Origin of the sequence: Luoshenia tenuis, assembly GCF_014384745.1 — a bacterium.
GTDB lineage: Bacteria > Bacillota > Clostridia > Christensenellales.
This window is the reverse complement of the sequence record NZ_JACRSO010000002.1, coordinates 190,424-206,562: the sequence shown is the minus strand read 5'-3', so window position 1 is coordinate 206,562 and position 16,139 is coordinate 190,424. Positions and strand designations below refer to the sequence as shown.

Sequence of the window (16,139 nt, the reverse complement as noted above, 5' to 3'; positions counted from 1 at the left end):
GCATGGCAAAAAAGAGAAGGGTAGAGCCCATACCTCAGCAAAAGGATGAAAACATCTTTTATCAATCCATGGAGGAAGTGATGCACGCCTCCATGATACCCTATGCGGAATACGTCATACTGGACCGGGCGCTGCCCCGGGTGGAGGATGGCTTAAAGCCCGTACAGCGGCGCATCCTCTACACCATGTACGAGCTGGGGATGACCCCGGATAAGCCTTACCGCAAATGCGCCCGCATCGTGGGCGATTGCCTGGGCAAATACCACCCCCATGGCGATACCTCGGTGTACGATGCGCTGGTGCGCATGGCCCAGGGCTTTAACATGCGCGCGCCGCTGGTGGACGGACATGGCAACTTTGGTTCAGTGGATGGCGACTCGGCCGCGGCCATGCGGTATACCGAGGCGCGCATGGCGCCGCCGGCGCTGGAACTGCTGCGAGATATCGATAAGGACACGGTGCGCTGGAGCCTGAACTTTGATGATACCCTAAAAGAGCCGGACATGCTGCCCGGGCGTTTCCCCAACCTGCTGGTCAACGGCGCCTCCGGCATCGCGGTAGGCCTGGCCACCAATATCCCGCCGCACAACATGGGCGAGGCCATCGATGGGGTGATCGCCCAGATCGACAAGCCCAAGATCACCCTGCAAGAGATGATGGCCATCATAAAGGGGCCGGATTTCCCCACGGGAGGATATATCCTGGAGGGCGGCGAGCTGGAGCAGGCCTATGCCACCGGGCGGGGCCGCATCAAGCTGCGCGCGCGGTTGTTTGTAGAGCAGCTTAAAAACGGCAAGAAAAACATCGTCATCACCGAGCTGCCCTATCAGGTCAACAAGGCGGCTTTGCTGGAAAAGATCCTCAAGCTGCGGGAGGATAAAAAGGGCTTGCTCTCCGCCATCACGGATATAAGGGACGAATCCGACCGGGAGGGCATGCGCGCGGTGATCGAGCTGCGGCGGGATACGGACGAGGAAAAGGTGCTGGCCTACCTGTACAAGTACTCCCAGTTGCAGGTGACCTTTGGCATCAACATGGTGGCCATTGCCGGTGGCCGGCCCCAGCAGCTGGGGCTGCTGGAGATCAACCGCATCTACATCGCCCACCAAAAGGACGTGGTGACCCGACGCACCCGGCACGACCTGGAACAGGCCAAGGCGCGGGAGCATATTTTGGCGGGATTGATGATCGCCGTGCGCAATATCGACGAGGTGATCCGCATTATCCGCTCCAGCCAGAATCCCAAGGAGGCCAAGGCGCGGCTGATCGAGCGCTTCGCTTTAAGCGAGGTGCAGGCTCAGGCTATCTTGGATATGCGGTTGCAGCGGCTGACGGCGCTGGAGATCGAAAATCTGGAAAAGGAATACAATAAGATTTTGGCGCTGATCGCGGAACTGGAGGCCATATTGTCCTCCGAACGGCGGTTGATGAGCGTTATTAAAAAAGAACTAAAGGAGATCAGGGACAAATACGCTACCCCGCGGCTGACCCAGTTCCTCAATACCGAGGACGAGGTGGAGCCGGCCCAGGGCGATGAGGTGATCGTCGAGGATACCGTCGTGGTGCGCACGGCCAACGGCGCGATCAAGCGCGTGGCGGACCGGCTGTACCAAAAAGCCAACCGCGCGCAGGAGAGCGGCGCTGTGGTAGGGGATCATGTGGTGCAGATCCTGCCCATGAAAACCAACGAGCGCATGCTGGCCTTTACCAACCTTGGAAACGCCGGGTTCATCAATGTGGAGGACTTGCCCGATGGCAAGTGGCGGGACAGGGGCGTGCCCATCGCCAACTTCATACCGGAGCTAAAGAAGAATGAAACGGTCGTTGCGCTGCTGCCCGCGGTGGATTTTAGTCAGGAACTGCTCTTTTTCACCCGGGATGGAATGGTCAAAAAATCCCTGTACGAGCAATATAATATTCGGAAAAAGGCTTTTCAGGCTTGTGGGTTGAAAAATAACGACCAGGTGGTAGCGGTGGAGTTCGCCCGGCCGGATGGAAACTGCCTGTTGATCACGAAAAACGGCATGAGCATCTGCTTTGGACAGGATCAGGTTTCCGCCATGGGGCGCACGGCCAGCGGCGTAAAGGCCATCGCCCTAAGCCATGGGGATCAGGTGATCTTTGTCCGCCAGGTGGGCGAGGAGGGCGAAATCGTGGTGATCTCCGACAAGGGCTACGGCAAGCGCAGCCTGGCAGTGGATTACGAGCCCCAGGGCCGGGGCGGTAAGGGCGTTAAGACCATCGACTTTAAAAAGAACGGGGTCAATGGTCAGGCGCTGGTATTCGTCCATTATGTGCAGGAGCCGGAGGAACTGGTGCTGGTGCAGAAAAGCGGGATGACCACTAACGTGCCCACCGAGATGATCTTGATCGAAAACCGTTTCTCAAAAGGGCGGCCGTTGGCCATGGTGGTACTGGACGACCTGGTGGAGCAGGCTTATCCCATCGTGTTTTAACTGTTAAGACCAAAAGCGCGGTAAAGGAAATGATTCCTTTGCCGCGCTTATTAGTTGCATTTTATCAAAATTTAAGCCACGCCTGCTTGATCAGACGCGGCTTTATGCTAATAATTAGTTTTTCCCAAACACCGTTTCAGCGTACCGTACGGCGCCCATGGCGTCGCCGGAATAGTGATCCGCGTGGATCATATCCGCATAGCGCTGGGTGAGTACCGCGCCGCCCACCATCACCTTGCACTTTGGCAGCGCAGCGTGCAGGCGGCTGATCGCCTCTTCCATATTGACGACGGTGGTGGTCATCAAAGCGCTTAGCCCAACCAGACGCACATCCTGTTTCTGCGCGGCCGCCACGATGCGCTCTGGGTCCACATCCTTGCCCAGATCGATCACATCGTAACCGTAGTTTTCCAGCAGAACTTTGACGATATTTTTCCCGATGTCATGAATATCGCCTTTGACCGTGGCCAGAATGATCTTCTCCTTTTTGGCTTGCGCACTGCCGCCCTGGGCCTCCAGCTGGACGCGGATCACCTCAAAGGCGGCCTTGGCCGCCTCCGCGCTCATGAGAAGCTGAGGAAGAAAGAGCGTGCCCTTCTCAAAGGCCTGGCCCACCTGATCCAGCGCCGGGATCAGGCTGTCGTGGATGATCTCAAGCGGCGGGGTAGAGGCCAGCATTTCGCCCGCGGCCTGGGCGGCGCTCTCCTGCAGGCCGCGCAGCACCGCCTCGCGCAGGGAAAGGGCCTGCACGGAGGGGGCTGTGCTGGGCGCCGGGCTTTCAGCCGAGTAGTGGGCAATATAGTCCATGCATTGGTCGTCCAGCCCCGCCAGGGCGCGGTAGGCGTCATACGCCTTCATCATTGCCGCGTTGTTGGGGTTGATGATGGCGGCGTTCAGCCCGCTTTGCAGCGCCATGGTAAAGAATGCCGCGTTGATATTTTCGCGCTGGGGCAGGCCAAAGGAAATATTGGAGACCCCAAGCGAAGTGTACGCGCCCAGCTCCCGGCGGATCGCGGCAAGGGTCTGCAGCGTGACCTGCGCGGCCTGCTGATCTGCGCTGATGGTCAGCGCCAGCGCGTCAAAAATAATGTCCTCCTTACCAATGCCGTAGCTGCGCGCAACGGTTAAAATTTTGCGGGCAATGGCCACCCGGCCCTGAGCCGTTTCCGGAATGCCGCTCTCGTCCAGCGTAAGTGCGATAACGCAGCCGCCGTACTTTTTGACCAGCGGAAAGATAGCGTGCATGCTCTCTTCCTTGCCGTTGACCGAGTTGATCAGCGCCTTACCGTTATAAATGCGCAGGGCGCTCTCCATAGCCGCGAGGTTGGTGGTGTCGATCTGCAAAGGCAGGTCCAGCACGCCCTGCAGCGCCCGCACAGCCTGGGGCATTAGGGCTACTTCGTCGATATCCGGCAGACCGACGTTGACGTCCAGCACGTGCGCGCCGCTGCGCTGCTGGGCAATGCCCTCGCGCAGCAGATATTCCATATCGCCCTCACGCAGCGCTTTTTTGAGCTTGGCCTTGCCGGTGGGGTTGATCCGCTCGCCAATGAGGATGGGGTCGGCGCCAAAACTGACCGCGTGCGTATAAGAGGAGATGACCGTGCGCCCCTTGGGGACGATGGGCAGCGGCGCCAGATCCTTGCACTGCGCTACCACGGTGGCCAGGTGTCCGGGCGTAGTGCCGCAGCAGCCGCCCACCAGCCACGCGCCCTTGGCGGCGATGGCGTGTACGGCGCGCGCAAATTCGTCTGGCGTAATGTCGTAGGTGGTCTTTCCATCCACCACCTGGGGCAGCCCGGCATTGGGGTTGACGATGATCGGCAGGGAGGTCAGGGAATGGAGCTGCTCAAACAGGGGCAGCATCTGCACCGGGCCCAGACCGCAGTTGAGCCCGATCGCGTCTACGCCCAGCCCCTCCAGCATGGCGACGGCGCTTGCAATATCGCCGCCGGTCAACAAATGCCCTTTTTCATCAAAGATCATGGTGACAAATACCGGAAGATCGGTATTTTCCTTGGCGGCCAGTACGGCGGCCTTGATTTCATAGGTGTCGCCCATGGTTTCGATCAAGACGAGATCGGCGCCCGCCCGGGCGCCGGGCAGCATCATCTCTTTAAAAAGATCGTAGGCCTGTTCAAAGTGCAGGTCCCCCAAAGGCGCCAGAAGTTTACCGGTCGGGCCGATATCCAGCGCCACATATCCGTCCTTGCCGGAGGTATGGATAGCCTGACGCGCCAAGGATACCGCGGCCGTTACCACTTCGTCCACCGTATGGCCGGTATCGGAGAGCTTTAGGGCATTGGCTCCAAAGGTATTGGCTGAAAGGATGTCGCAGCCCACCTCAAGGTATTGCCGGTGGATATCGCAGATCAACTCCGGCCGTTCCAGATTCCACAACTCGGGCAGCTGCCCTGCCTTAAGGCCGCTGGCCTGTAACAATGTGCCCATGGCGCCGTCGAAAAACAGCATCCGGCGGCCCAGTTCAGTTAAGATGGGTTTCATCTATCGTTCCTCCAGTCTGCGATACGCACAGTGTGCCAGCGAGCATTCGACACAGGGGTTGCCGCCGGCTCGCGTCGGGTTTTCATCCAGACCGATGATGGCGGTGACCGATTTGGTAGGCGCCATCAGATCCCCTTCGGTCAACGTCAGACCGATGCGCTTGGACGTTTCTAAAATGGCTGTAAATGTCTTTTGGTTTTCCAGGGCGAAATCGCCGTAACCCGGGCTAAAGCGCGGCCGAGCGTAGCGCCGCTGCGGCAGGGCGCTTAGTATCTCAGCCTGGCGCGCATCGCAAAAGGCCTCGACCATGGCGGCGGCGCAGGCCTGCAGGATCACCGCCCGGCTGATCTGAAGCTGACTGTAGCGGTGGATGAGGATATCCACGCCGCTGCCCAGCGTTGCCGCAAAAAGCACCGCCTCCTGGCAGCCTGCAAGGTGCCGGGCGAGATTACGGCTCTTAAAGGTAGCGCAGGGCAGCATGACGCTGACGGCCTGCGTATCCACCTGGCAGGGGAAGATACGGTAAATATCCCGGGGCGCGGCGGCCTGACGCAACTCCTGCAGGCAGGAATCCACATCCGCCAGCACCTCTGGCGTTGCGGTATTCCGTTTTTTATAGCCCAGATAGCGCAATACCTCGCGGGTACAGACCTCAATCATATCGGGGCCTCTAGCCTAAGATGTCAGAGAGGTTGTCCATGATTTTGGACGCGATCTCGGGCCGGTTCATGGTGTATAAGTGAATATGCTTGACGCCGTTGGCGATCAGGTCGATGATCTGCTCGGTGGCATAGGCGATGCCAGCCTGCTTCATCGCCCGCGGATTATCCGCAAATTTATCGGTGATGGCCTTGAAGCGGGGCGGAAGCACCGTACCCGAAAGCTCGCAGGAGCGGCGAATTTGCTTGGCGTTGATCACCGGCATGACCCCGGGGACGATGGGCACGCGGATATCCTTAGCCAGCGCGCGGTAGAGAAAATTATAAAATACGTTATTGTCGAAAAACATCTGCGTGGTGAGAAAGTCGCATCCACAGTCCACCTTGCGCTTGAGAAAGTCGATATCGTCCTCTTTGTGCGCGCACTCGATATGCCCCTCCGGATAGCAGGCGCCGCCGATGCAGAAATCCCCCTGGCGGCGGATATCCTCCACCAATTCGCTGGCATAGTGGTAATGCTCAGGAGAGGGAAAGTTGCTCTCCTGAGGGATATCGCCCCGCAGAGCCAGAATATTTTCGATCCCTTCCGCGCGAAAGCGCGCGAGCATCCCGGCGATCTCCTCACGGGTAGAGGAGACGCAGGTCAAATGCGCCAAAGCGGGGATGCCGTACTGGTTTTGTATTTTAGTGGAGATCTCCGCCGTCCGCTTGGAGGTGGAACCGCCCGCGCCATAGGTAACGGAAATGAAGGCGGGGCGCAGCGCGGCGATATCCCGCACCACCGCGTCGATCTTCTCCAAAGCCGCCCCGGTTTTAGGCGGAAAGATCTCACAGGAAAGGGTGACCTTATCCTCTTTTAAAAGTTCGCTGATCTTCATGGCAAATATCCTTTCTGCCAGATTTTCTTTTTCCTCATCATACCACAAAAAAAGTGAGGGTAAAAGCGCATCTTATCCTGAAAAGCCTAATGAAAAAGGAACTTATCCAGGTATCCCTGGATCAGGATATACAGCACGATAATGGGGAGCACATAGGTCACGTATTTGCGGGCCCAGCGGGGGAATTTCAGCCCGCGGCCCGCATCCGCCTCGGCGATGAACTGGTCCCAGCCCCAGCCGTAGCGGCTCACGCAGAAGAACAGATAGACCAAAGCGCCCAGGGGCAGCAGGTTGTTGCTGACGATGAAGTCCTCCAGGTCCAGTACGCTGCTGCCCGGCCCGAAGGGGGTAAAGCCGCCCAGCAGATTGGGACCCAACGCGCAGGGGACCGAGAGCACCGCGACCAGTAGGATATTGATAAGCGCGGCTTTACGGCGAGACCAGCCCCATAAATCCATTGCAAAGGAAAGGATGTTTTCAAAGACGGCCACGACGGTGGAAAGCGCGGCAAAGGACATAAAAATGAAAAACAGACTGCCCCAAAGCGCGCCGCCCTCCATGCCGTTAAAGACGTTGGGCAGGGTGATAAAAATCAGGTTGGGGCCGCTGTCCGGCTGCACATTAAAGGCCGAGCAGGCGGGGAAGATGATCAGCCCCGCCACAAAGGCCACGCAGGTATCCAGTATCATGATATTCAGGGATTCGCCCATCAGGCTGCGCTCTTTATCGATATAGGTGCCGAAGATCGCCATGGAACCGATGCCGATGCTGAGGGTAAAAAAGGCTTGTCCCATGGCGGCAAATACCACGTTGCCCGCGCCGCTTTGCGCCATTTTGCCAAAATCCGGCATGAGGTAAAAGCGCAGCCCTTCGCTCGCGCCGGGCAGCAGGATGGAGTGGACGGCCAATATGCCCAAAATGGCCAGCAGGCAGGTCATCATTACTTTGGTGATCTTTTCAACGCCGTTGCGCAGCCCCAGCGAACAAATGCCAAAGCCCAGCAGAACCACCAGCAACATCCAGAGGATCTGTGCGGCGGGATCGGCCTGCAGGCCTTGAAAGGCGGCCTGAACCTGGCCGGCGCTTAGACCGTTAAACTCGCCCCGGGCCATTTTAAAAAGGTAAGCGAGCATCCACCCGGCGATGGTGGTATAAAACATCATCAGCAGGTAATTGCCCGCCATGGCAAAATAGCCGAACCAGTGCCACTTGCTGCCTTTAGGTTCCAGAGCGCGAAAAGAGCTGGCAACGCTCTTTTGACTAGCCCGCCCGACGGAGAACTCCATCACCATGATCGGCAGGCCTAAAACCACCAGAAAGAACAGATAGATCAGTACAAAGGCGGCGCCGCCATTTTGCCCTACGATGTAGGGAAAGCGCCACACGTTCCCCAGCCCAATGGCGCATCCGGCGGATATCAGGATAAAGCCCAGGCGCGATCCAAACCTTTCCCGCTGCTGCAAAACAATCCCCCCTCTAAAAATGTACGCACGTTTAGCGTTGCTGAAAATAGTTTACCAAAAATGGGTTGCAGTTAAAACAGGCTTTTGCACTTTTCAGGGTTTTTGCCGCAAAAGTGGCGAAAACCTGCAAGGACAAAGGGAAAAATACTTGAAAAATACCGGCGGTTATGATAAGATGATTTTCGTCGCCAGATAAGGCGCAACATGCCGGAGTGATGGAATTGGCAGACGTAGTGGACTCAAAATCCACCGGTGGCGACACCGTGCCGGTTCGAGTCCGGCCTCCGGCACCAAATCAATATAATCCGAATCGCTTCTTCCCCGAGGAAGATGGGTTCGGATTATTTGTTTTTTTGTCAGCCACGAAACTACCCATTTCCGCACCGGAGTGGAGGCGTAGACCCAGAGGCCCCCGGAAAAAGAAACGAACTACATAAGTACAACAAGGTTAAAGCATTTTGCCTATGAACTTATTCTATCAAAGGGAAAATTGACAAAATAGTAAATGTGTAATATACTATACATGCTCTAAACTCAAGGTTTAGAGGAAGGAGATTGTTGTCAACAGTCCGGAGCAGATTTCTTCCAGAAATCCACGATGGAGCTGCTGGTCATGAATCCGAGCCAGCCGATCGGCTACCGCAAGGACAATGATGCACAGAGTCATGTTGATACAGTCCTCCCTTTCAATTATACCATGATTGAAGATTGGGCGAATTGAAGGATAGCTGGTATTGATGCACAACAAGGCAAAAGGCTAAGTAGAATACCAAGTTAAAAAGTATACCCGTCAGCTAAGGAATGCTATCCTCCGTGCCGACGGGTATTGCGCTATATAGGGGATTTTATGAATCTGTGTGAATGGAAAGAGAAACAATCTCAGAAAGAGTCTCCCCAATACACTCATTTTGATCGAAGAGTATCTCTTGATAAGTGTTTTGGATATATAACATCTCCTGAAAAAGTTGCTCATCATGGATTTTATCCTTTTATTCACTACACGATAAAAAGTCGAAAAGTTAAAGATGGCAAAAAAGATGAGCCCAAGAAACGTCAGATTTATTATTCAGCTCACATAGATGGATGGATTTATCGTTATTATGCATATCTCGTAAATGAAGCTTATAATCGGAGGGTAAAGGAAGATGGAATCGATTCTGTTGCAGTAGCATATCGAACGAACTTGGGAAAAAGCAATATTGATTTTGCAAAAGAGGCGTTTCAGCATATTCGAGCTACAACCTCATGTTATGTGATAATTGGTGATTTCACTGACTTTTTTGATAATTTAGATCATATATATTTGAAAAAACAGTTGTGTGATTTGTTATCAGTTAAAAAATTATCAGCTGATGTCTATGCAGTATATAAGAACGTTACGCGTTTTTCTTATGTTGAATTGCAGGATTTATTGATGCTTAATGGGCTTGAGGATACACGTAAAGGTCGAAGGGAATTTAACGACCGTTCGAACGAAAGAGCATTGTCTCCAGAACAGTTTAGGCAAAATAAGAATCTGGTTCACACTTCCCCTCACCCGAAGCATGGAGTGCCTCAAGGCTGCCCGATTAGTGCAGTTTTTGCCAATGTATATATGCTTACGGCAGATAGGAATTTACAGAAATATGTTTCTTCATTTGATGGTTTCTATATGCGTTATAGCGATGACTTTATTGTCATCATTCCTCAAAGTGACATAGATTTTTCTGTACATTATAAGACCATCAAAAATATTTTGGATTCTGTTCCTCATCTGGAACTTAAGGATTCAAAAACAAAGGTGTTTTATTTTGACAATATGTCTGTCAAAAATTGCACGAATAGCTTTATTAGTAATGGGGCCGACGGCAAAAACATTATCGAGTTTTTAGGATTTGCTTTTGATGGAAAGAGTATTCGCATTCGAGATAAGACTATCAGCAAATACTATAACAGGTTGTACCGGAAACTCCGTACTATTGTTAAGAATCAAAGTATAGCACATAATAATCGTCGCATTAGCGGCAAAAATCTCTATCGAAAATATTCATATAAGGGCAGTCTATACTATCTGAAGGAAAAGTCTAAAAGAACAGGAATCCCGCTTATAAAAGATGAAATGCACGGAAATTTTCTGGATTATGTATTCAGGTCACAAAAGAAATTTGAAGGGGAGCCCATCGATATAGCAACAAAAAGACATATGCAAAAGATACGGAAACGACTCGGAGGCATCCATAAGTAATAAAAATCCGTCGCCTGTTGTTCTTTGCCTTCTTTTTCATAAAAAATCACGCTGCGCCCGCACTGTCCGCTTGAAGGCGTGTCTGCGACGATTCGCCTTGTTACTAACTTTTTCGGTCAGCACCTTGGCGCGTGGTATATTTTTGGTCAATATTTCCGGCAGCGCAATGTTGCCCCCAATATCGTTACCAGTTTCTTGTGGGTAACGATATTTTTATGCTCTCTCGAAAGCCTTTCCATATGTTAATAAGAACGAACAACGGCGGCACCGCACATCACTCATCCTGTGTAAGATGGGCGATATTTTCTGTGCTGATAAGCGGGCGCCTTCGACGTGAATATTCCAAATTTGCGCCAGGTGTGATATGCTGAAATAAGTTGGAGAAGGGAGTTAACATGATGCAGGAATTGGCCTATAAAAGGGACAAGCTGATGGCGATATTGGGGGGATACCCCAACCTGGCGGTCGGTTTTTCGGGCGGTGTGGATTCTACGCTTTTGCTGCGCGCGGCCCGGGAGGCGCTGGGAAAAGAGCGGGTGTTGGCAATCACCGCCGCGGGTATCATGTGCCCGCAGTGGGAGCGGGAGCAGGCGCGTGCGCTGGCCGCAAAGATGGATGTGCGCCAGATGGAGATCCCCATCGATCCGCTGGCCATCGAGGGCTTTCGAGAAAACACCCAGGAGCGCTGCTATCACTGCAAGCGCGCCCTGTTTGGAAAGATCGTCGAAACCGCCGCGGAGCAGGGCTTTCAACTGCTGGCGGACGGGGCCAACGCCGACGACCTGGGTGATTACCGCCCGGGGATGCGCGCGGTCAAGGAACTGGGCATTGTAAGCCCATTGCTGGAGGCGGGGCTGACCAAGGCGGACATTCGGGAGCTATCCAGGCAATACGGACTATCTACCGCTGAAAAACCCTCCTATGCCTGCCTGGCTTCCCGCATTCCCTATGGCACGCCCATCACCGCGGAGGCGCTTTTGCAGGTAGAACGGGCGGAGAATTTTTTAATGGACAGGGGCTTTGTGCAGATGCGCGTGCGCCATCATGGAGAGGTGGCCCGCATCGAGGTGCCGCAAGCGGAGATCGGCCGCTTTTTGGACGCGGAGCTGCGCGAGGCAGTCACAGACTATTTTAAAGAGGTAGGCTTCCGCTATGTGGCGCTGGATTTGCAGGGCTTTAGAACAGGAAGCATGAACGAGGGCCTTAAACCTAAGGGGGAATAACAGGATGGAAACACAGGAGTTAAGGACGCTGCTGGAAAGCGTACAGGCCGGCAGCGTAAGTTTGGAAGATGCCATGGAACAGCTGCGCCGTCTGCCCTTTGAGGACCTGGGCTATGCCAAGGTGGATCATCACAGGGCGGTGCGCACGGGCTATCCAGAAGTGATCTATTGTGCGGGCAAAACGCCCGAGCAGATCGTAGGGATCCTGCGCAACATGCTGGCGCGGGGTACGCGCAACATTTTGGGTACGCGTTTATCTCAGGAGGCTTTTGAGAAGATCGCCCCGGAGCTTGAGGGGTGCCCGCTGCAGTACGACCCGCTCTCCCGCGTACTGGTGGTCAAGCGGGAGGCGGTGGAGATGCCGGAAACGCATATTCTGGTGGCTACCGCGGGCACTTCGGATATGCCGGTAGCGGAGGAGGCCGCCATTACGGCGGAGACCTTCGGCAACAAGGTGGAGCGGATCTATGACGTAGGGGTGGCCGGCATCCACCGGTTGCTGAGCTATACGGATAGGATCATGTCCGCCAATGTGGTGATCGCCGTGGCGGGAATGGAAGGGGCGCTACCCAGCGTACTGGGCGGGTTGGTGGATAAGCCCGTGATCGCCGTACCTACCAGCGTAGGTTATGGGGCCAATTTCGGCGGACTTTCCGCACTGCTGACCATGATCAACAGCTGCGCCAGCGGCATTTCCGTGGTCAATATCGACAATGGGTTTGGCGCGGGCTATCTGGCCTCGATGATCAACCGCATGCCCATGCAACGTTAGGAGGATATCAGAAGATGCGGGTACTTTACCTGGATGCTGGGGCGGGGCTAAACTTGGAAATGCTTTGCGGCGCGCTGGCCGATCTGGAAAATTCCGAGCCGCTAGATATCGGCTTCCCCGGAGCCGCGCTGCAAATGGAGACCAAGCGCTGCGCGGACGTGGCGGGCCGGTGTGTGCAGGCGTTGTATGCGCCGGGGCCGGAGGGCACGCAAACCTGGGATCTTGGCACGGTGAAAAGGCAGCTTGATATCTGTAAGATTACCCAGGAAGCCAGGCGTTTGGCGCTGGATATCCTTGAGCGCTTGGCGCAGGTGCGTGCCAGGCTGGAGGGCATAGAGGAAAAGGAGATAAAGGTCGCTAGCCCGAAACAGGCTTATTTGCTGGCCGTTTGCGCCCAGCAGATTTGCCGTTTGCGTCAGAGCGGGGTAGAGCGGATCCTCTTATCGCCCCTACCGCTGGGGACGGGAGTTTACAGCGATGAGGGATGCACCCTGCCGGTTCCACGGCCGCTGACGCTGGCGCTGTTAAAGGGGATCCCAGTGTGCGCTGGTGCCATGAATGGCGAGGGCGTCACCCCGCTTGCGGCCGCGTTGGCTACGCAGGCCTGTGACGATTATGGGCCGATGCCGGAAATGAAGATGGAAGCCGTGGGCTATGGGCTCTATCCAGAAGAAAAAGGCGGCGCCCTGCGCGTGCTGCGCGCCGTTTTGGGTGAGGCGCAAAGCGGCGAAGGGTTGGATCGCATCTGTCTTTTAGAATGTAACCTGGACGATATGACCGGCGAGGCGATGGGGTATGTGATGGAGCAACTGCTGCAGGCGGGCGCGCTGGATGTATACTACACGCCGATCTATATGAAAAAGAGCCGGCCGGCGACCATGCTCTCGGTCATCTGCAAGGCCGCGCGGGCAAAAGCATTATCGGCGCTGATGCTGCGCGAGACCACCACCCTGGGGGTGCGGCGCCAGGATTTGGAGCGTCAGATTTTGAACCGGCGGATGATCAAGGCGCAAACCTCCTTCGGGCCCATCGGGGTCAAGGTGGCGGGCGAAGGGCAGGCGGTCAAATTCAAACCAGAATTTGAGGACTGCGCCCAGGCGGCGCGGCAAAACGGCGTTCCCTTGCAGGCCGTGATCCTGCAAGCCTCGCTGGAAGCGCGGGCGGCATTGGAACGGGGCGAATAAAAGACGAACGTTTTGCAAAAAAAGGCGAACATTGTTGGTGAATTGATTGCGGCGCTCAGGGCCGTGTGTTAAGATGTTGGTATCATTCCTGTGGATTTGGAATTAAAAAGGAGGAGCGAACGATGCCCAAAGTTGGCGTTATTATGGGAAGCAGCAACGATTTTACGGCGCTGGAGAATATGATCCGGCTGCTGCACGAGTTTAAGATCGATGTGGATGTGCATGTGATGAGCGCGCACCGCACGCCCGCCCGGGTGCAGGAGTATGCGCTGTCCGCGCGCACCAGCGGGATCGAGGTCATCATCGCTGCGGCGGGCAAGGCCGCGCATCTGCCGGGCGTTATCGCTGCGTACACCAATTTACCGGTGATCGGCGTGCCCATCAAATCCAGCTTTATGGACGGGCTGGACTCGCTGCTGTCCATCGTTCAGATGCCCAACGGCATCCCCGTGGCGACGGTGGGCGTTAACGGCAGCGAAAACGCTGCGATTCTGGCGGCGCAGATCCTCTCGCTCCGCTATGATGAACTGGTGCCGATGCTGCGCAACTATCGGGCCAAGATGTCTAAAGCTGTGGATCAGGGTGAAATGACGGTACAAAAGGAGGTAGAGTTATTATGAATTTGAAAAAAGGCGAGCAACTCTATGAGGGAAAGGCCAAAAAGGTCTTTGCCACGGACAACGAGGATTACGTCATCGTCGATTATAAAGACGACGCCACGGCCTTTAACGGCTTGAAAAAGGGCACCATCGTGGGCAAGGGCGTGGTGAACAACCGCGTTTCCAACCACCTTTTTAAGATGCTGGAGGGCAAGGGCATCCCCACTCATTTTGTCGAGGAGATCAGCGAGCGGGAGACCATTGTTAAAAGCGTAAAGATCGTTCCGATCGAGGTGATCGTGCGCAACATCGCGGCGGGCAGCCTGTCTAAGCGCCTGGGCATCCCGGAGGGGACGCACCTGGCCCACACTGTGCTTGAATATTGCTATAAGGATGACGAGCTGGGCGACCCGATGATCAACGAGTATCATGCCTATGCGATGGAGCTGGCCACCCCCGAGGAGCTGGGCAAGATCGCGGATATGTCCTTTAAGGTCAACCAGTACCTGGGCGAGTATCTCAAGACCATGAATATCGAACTGATCGACTTTAAGCTGGAGTTTGGCCGTTTTAAGGGCGATATTATTCTGGCGGACGAAATCTCTCCGGATACCTGCCGCTTCTGGGATACCCGCACGGGCGAAAAGCTGGATAAGGACCGCTTCCGCAGGGACCTGGGCAATGTAGAAGAGGCTTATCAGGAGATCTTACATCGTTTAATGGGTGGAGAGAAATAAATGACAAACGATTTTCGCTTATTGAAACCCTATACCGACCGGATGCCGGAAGAGTGCGGCGTGGTCGGCATTTATAACGCGGGCGACCTACCGATCCCGGGCAGCATGTATTATGCGCTGCACTCGGTGCAGCACCGCGGCGAGGAGAGCTGCGGCATGGCCATCGCCGGGGAGCAGGGCGGGATCCGCTACCATAAGGATATGGGCCTGGTCACCGATGTGATGACCGAGGAAGCGCTGGAGAATATCGGCAACGGCCGCGTGGCCATTGGGCACGTGCGCTATTCCACTCAGGCGGAGAATTTGGCGATCAACGCCCAGCCGCTGGTGGTGCGCTCCCGCAAGGGGCAGCTGGCGCTGGCGCACAACGGCAATCTGATCAACGCTGTGACCCTGCGCCGGGAGCTGGAGGAGGATGGCACTATTTTCCAGACGGCGGTGGATTCCGAGGTGATGGCCAACCTGATCGCCCGCTCTACTAAAGGGGCGCTGGCCGAAGCCATCCCCGAGATGATGGCCCGGGTGCGCGGCTCTTATGCGCTGGTGGCCATGAATGAAAAGCAGCTGGTGGGCGTGCGCGATCCGTTCGGCATCCGTCCGCTCTGCCTGGGCCGCAAGGGCAATTCTTATATTTTGGCCTCTGAGAGCTGCGCTATCGAGGTGCTTGGGGGCGAATACATCCGGGATATCCGCCCGGGCGAGATCATCATGATCGACGATGGCGGCATCCATTCCATCCAGACCAAGGCGGCGGATAAGAGCGCCCTTTGCGTATTCGAGTTCGTCTATTTTGCGCGGACCGATTCCACCATGGACGGTATCGGCGTATACAATGCGCGCTATGAGGCAGGGCGCCTGCTGGCCCAGATCGCTCCGGTCGAGGCGGACCTGGTGGTGGGCGTGCCGGATTCCGCGCTGCCCGCGGCCATGGGCTACGCCAAGGCCTCCGGCATTCCCTATGGCGATGGACTGGTGAAAAACCGCTACATCGGCCGTACCTTTATCCAGCCGGAGCAGTCCATGCGCGAGCAGGGCGTGCGCATGAAACTGGCTGCCCTGCGGCGCAACGTACATGGCAAGCGCATCGTGCTGGTGGATGATTCTATCGTGCGCGGCACCACCAGTTTGCAGATCGTTGAGATGCTGCGCATGGCTGGCGCGCGGCAAGTGCATATGCGCATCAGTTCGCCGCCGGTGGTCAGCCCCTGCTATTTCGGCATTGATACACCGGATAAGGATCAGCTCATCGGCGCCAACCACTCGGTGGAGGAAATCGCCAAGATGATCGGCGTGGATTCGCTGGCCTATCTGGATATCGACGGGTTGCAGCGCACGGTAGAATACGGCAACTGCGGCTTTTGCATGGGCTGCTTTACCGGCGAATATCCCATGGATGTAAAAGAAACCTGCGAGTGTGTTTGCAAAAGTAAAAAATAGGA

Annotated in this window: 12 protein-coding genes and 1 tRNA gene; 9 read left to right on the top strand and 4 right to left on the bottom strand. The window is 55.5% G+C overall.

The window, feature by feature from the left end:
* The first annotated feature begins 2 nt into the window (after positions 1-2).
* On the top strand, positions 3-2,456 hold the full coding sequence (gene gyrA, locus H8699_RS05890; protein WP_249284880.1) for a DNA gyrase subunit A: 2,454 nt from the start codon (positions 3-5) through the stop codon (positions 2,454-2,456).
* Positions 2,457-2,570: 114 nt separating this feature from the next.
* Here gyrA and H8699_RS05885 read toward each other — a convergent pair whose 3' ends face one another.
* The 4 genes from H8699_RS05885 to H8699_RS05870 form a co-directional block, all read right to left on the bottom strand.
* Positions 2,571-4,961 carry a homocysteine S-methyltransferase family protein gene (locus tag H8699_RS05885; protein WP_249284879.1) on the bottom strand — a complete coding sequence of 797 codons (2,391 nt, stop codon included), beginning with the start codon at positions 4,959-4,961 and terminating at the stop codon, positions 2,571-2,573.
* The gene (locus H8699_RS05880) at positions 4,962-5,621 is read right to left on the bottom strand and encodes a vitamin B12 dependent-methionine synthase activation domain-containing protein (RefSeq protein ID WP_249284878.1); all 660 of its coding nucleotides are present in this window, start codon (positions 5,619-5,621) and stop codon (positions 4,962-4,964) included. It lies immediately after the preceding gene.
* A 10-nt stretch (positions 5,622-5,631) separates the two neighbouring features.
* On the bottom strand, positions 5,632-6,498 hold the full coding sequence (metF, locus tag H8699_RS05875) for a methylenetetrahydrofolate reductase [NAD(P)H] (RefSeq protein WP_249284877.1): 867 nt from the start codon (positions 6,496-6,498) through the stop codon (positions 5,632-5,634).
* A gap of 86 nt (positions 6,499-6,584) precedes the next feature.
* Complete coding sequence (locus H8699_RS05870; RefSeq protein ID WP_249284876.1) at positions 6,585-7,961, bottom strand: sodium-dependent transporter; 1,377 nt, start codon at positions 7,959-7,961, stop codon at positions 6,585-6,587.
* A gap of 206 nt (positions 7,962-8,167) precedes the next feature.
* Between H8699_RS05870 and H8699_RS05865 the strand changes: the two genes are divergently transcribed.
* From H8699_RS05865 to purF, 8 genes are all read left to right on the top strand, one after another.
* Positions 8,168-8,254: transfer RNA gene (locus H8699_RS05865), tRNA-Leu, on the top strand.
* Between the two features lie 554 nt (positions 8,255-8,808).
* Entirely contained in the window at positions 8,809-10,185 is a 1,377-nt protein-coding gene (locus H8699_RS05860; protein ID WP_249284875.1) for a reverse transcriptase domain-containing protein, read from the top strand.
* A 398-nt stretch (positions 10,186-10,583) separates the two neighbouring features.
* Positions 10,584-11,408 carry an ATP-dependent sacrificial sulfur transferase LarE gene (gene larE, locus H8699_RS05855; protein ID WP_249285112.1) on the top strand — a complete coding sequence of 275 codons (825 nt, stop codon included), beginning with the start codon at positions 10,584-10,586 and terminating at the stop codon, positions 11,406-11,408.
* A 4-nt stretch (positions 11,409-11,412) separates the two neighbouring features.
* The gene (gene larB, locus H8699_RS05850; protein ID WP_249284874.1) at positions 11,413-12,180 is read left to right on the top strand and encodes a nickel pincer cofactor biosynthesis protein LarB; all 768 of its coding nucleotides are present in this window, start codon (positions 11,413-11,415) and stop codon (positions 12,178-12,180) included.
* A 14-nt stretch (positions 12,181-12,194) separates the two neighbouring features.
* Entirely contained in the window at positions 12,195-13,364 is a 1,170-nt protein-coding gene (larC2, locus tag H8699_RS05845) for a nickel pincer cofactor biosynthesis protein LarC2 (protein WP_249284873.1), read from the top strand.
* 122 nt (positions 13,365-13,486) lie between these two features.
* Positions 13,487-13,984 carry a 5-(carboxyamino)imidazole ribonucleotide mutase gene (gene purE / locus H8699_RS05840; protein WP_138296000.1) on the top strand — a complete coding sequence of 166 codons (498 nt, stop codon included), beginning with the start codon at positions 13,487-13,489 and terminating at the stop codon, positions 13,982-13,984.
* Complete coding sequence (purC, locus tag H8699_RS05835; protein WP_279230277.1) at positions 13,981-14,700, top strand: phosphoribosylaminoimidazolesuccinocarboxamide synthase; 720 nt, start codon at positions 13,981-13,983, stop codon at positions 14,698-14,700. Before purE ends, purC begins: the two co-directional genes overlap by 4 nt.
* Positions 14,701-16,137 (top strand): amidophosphoribosyltransferase, encoded by a 1,437-nt coding sequence (gene purF, locus H8699_RS05830; RefSeq protein WP_249284872.1) that lies wholly within the window; start codon positions 14,701-14,703, stop codon positions 16,135-16,137.
* Positions 16,138-16,139: the final 2 nt, after the last annotated feature.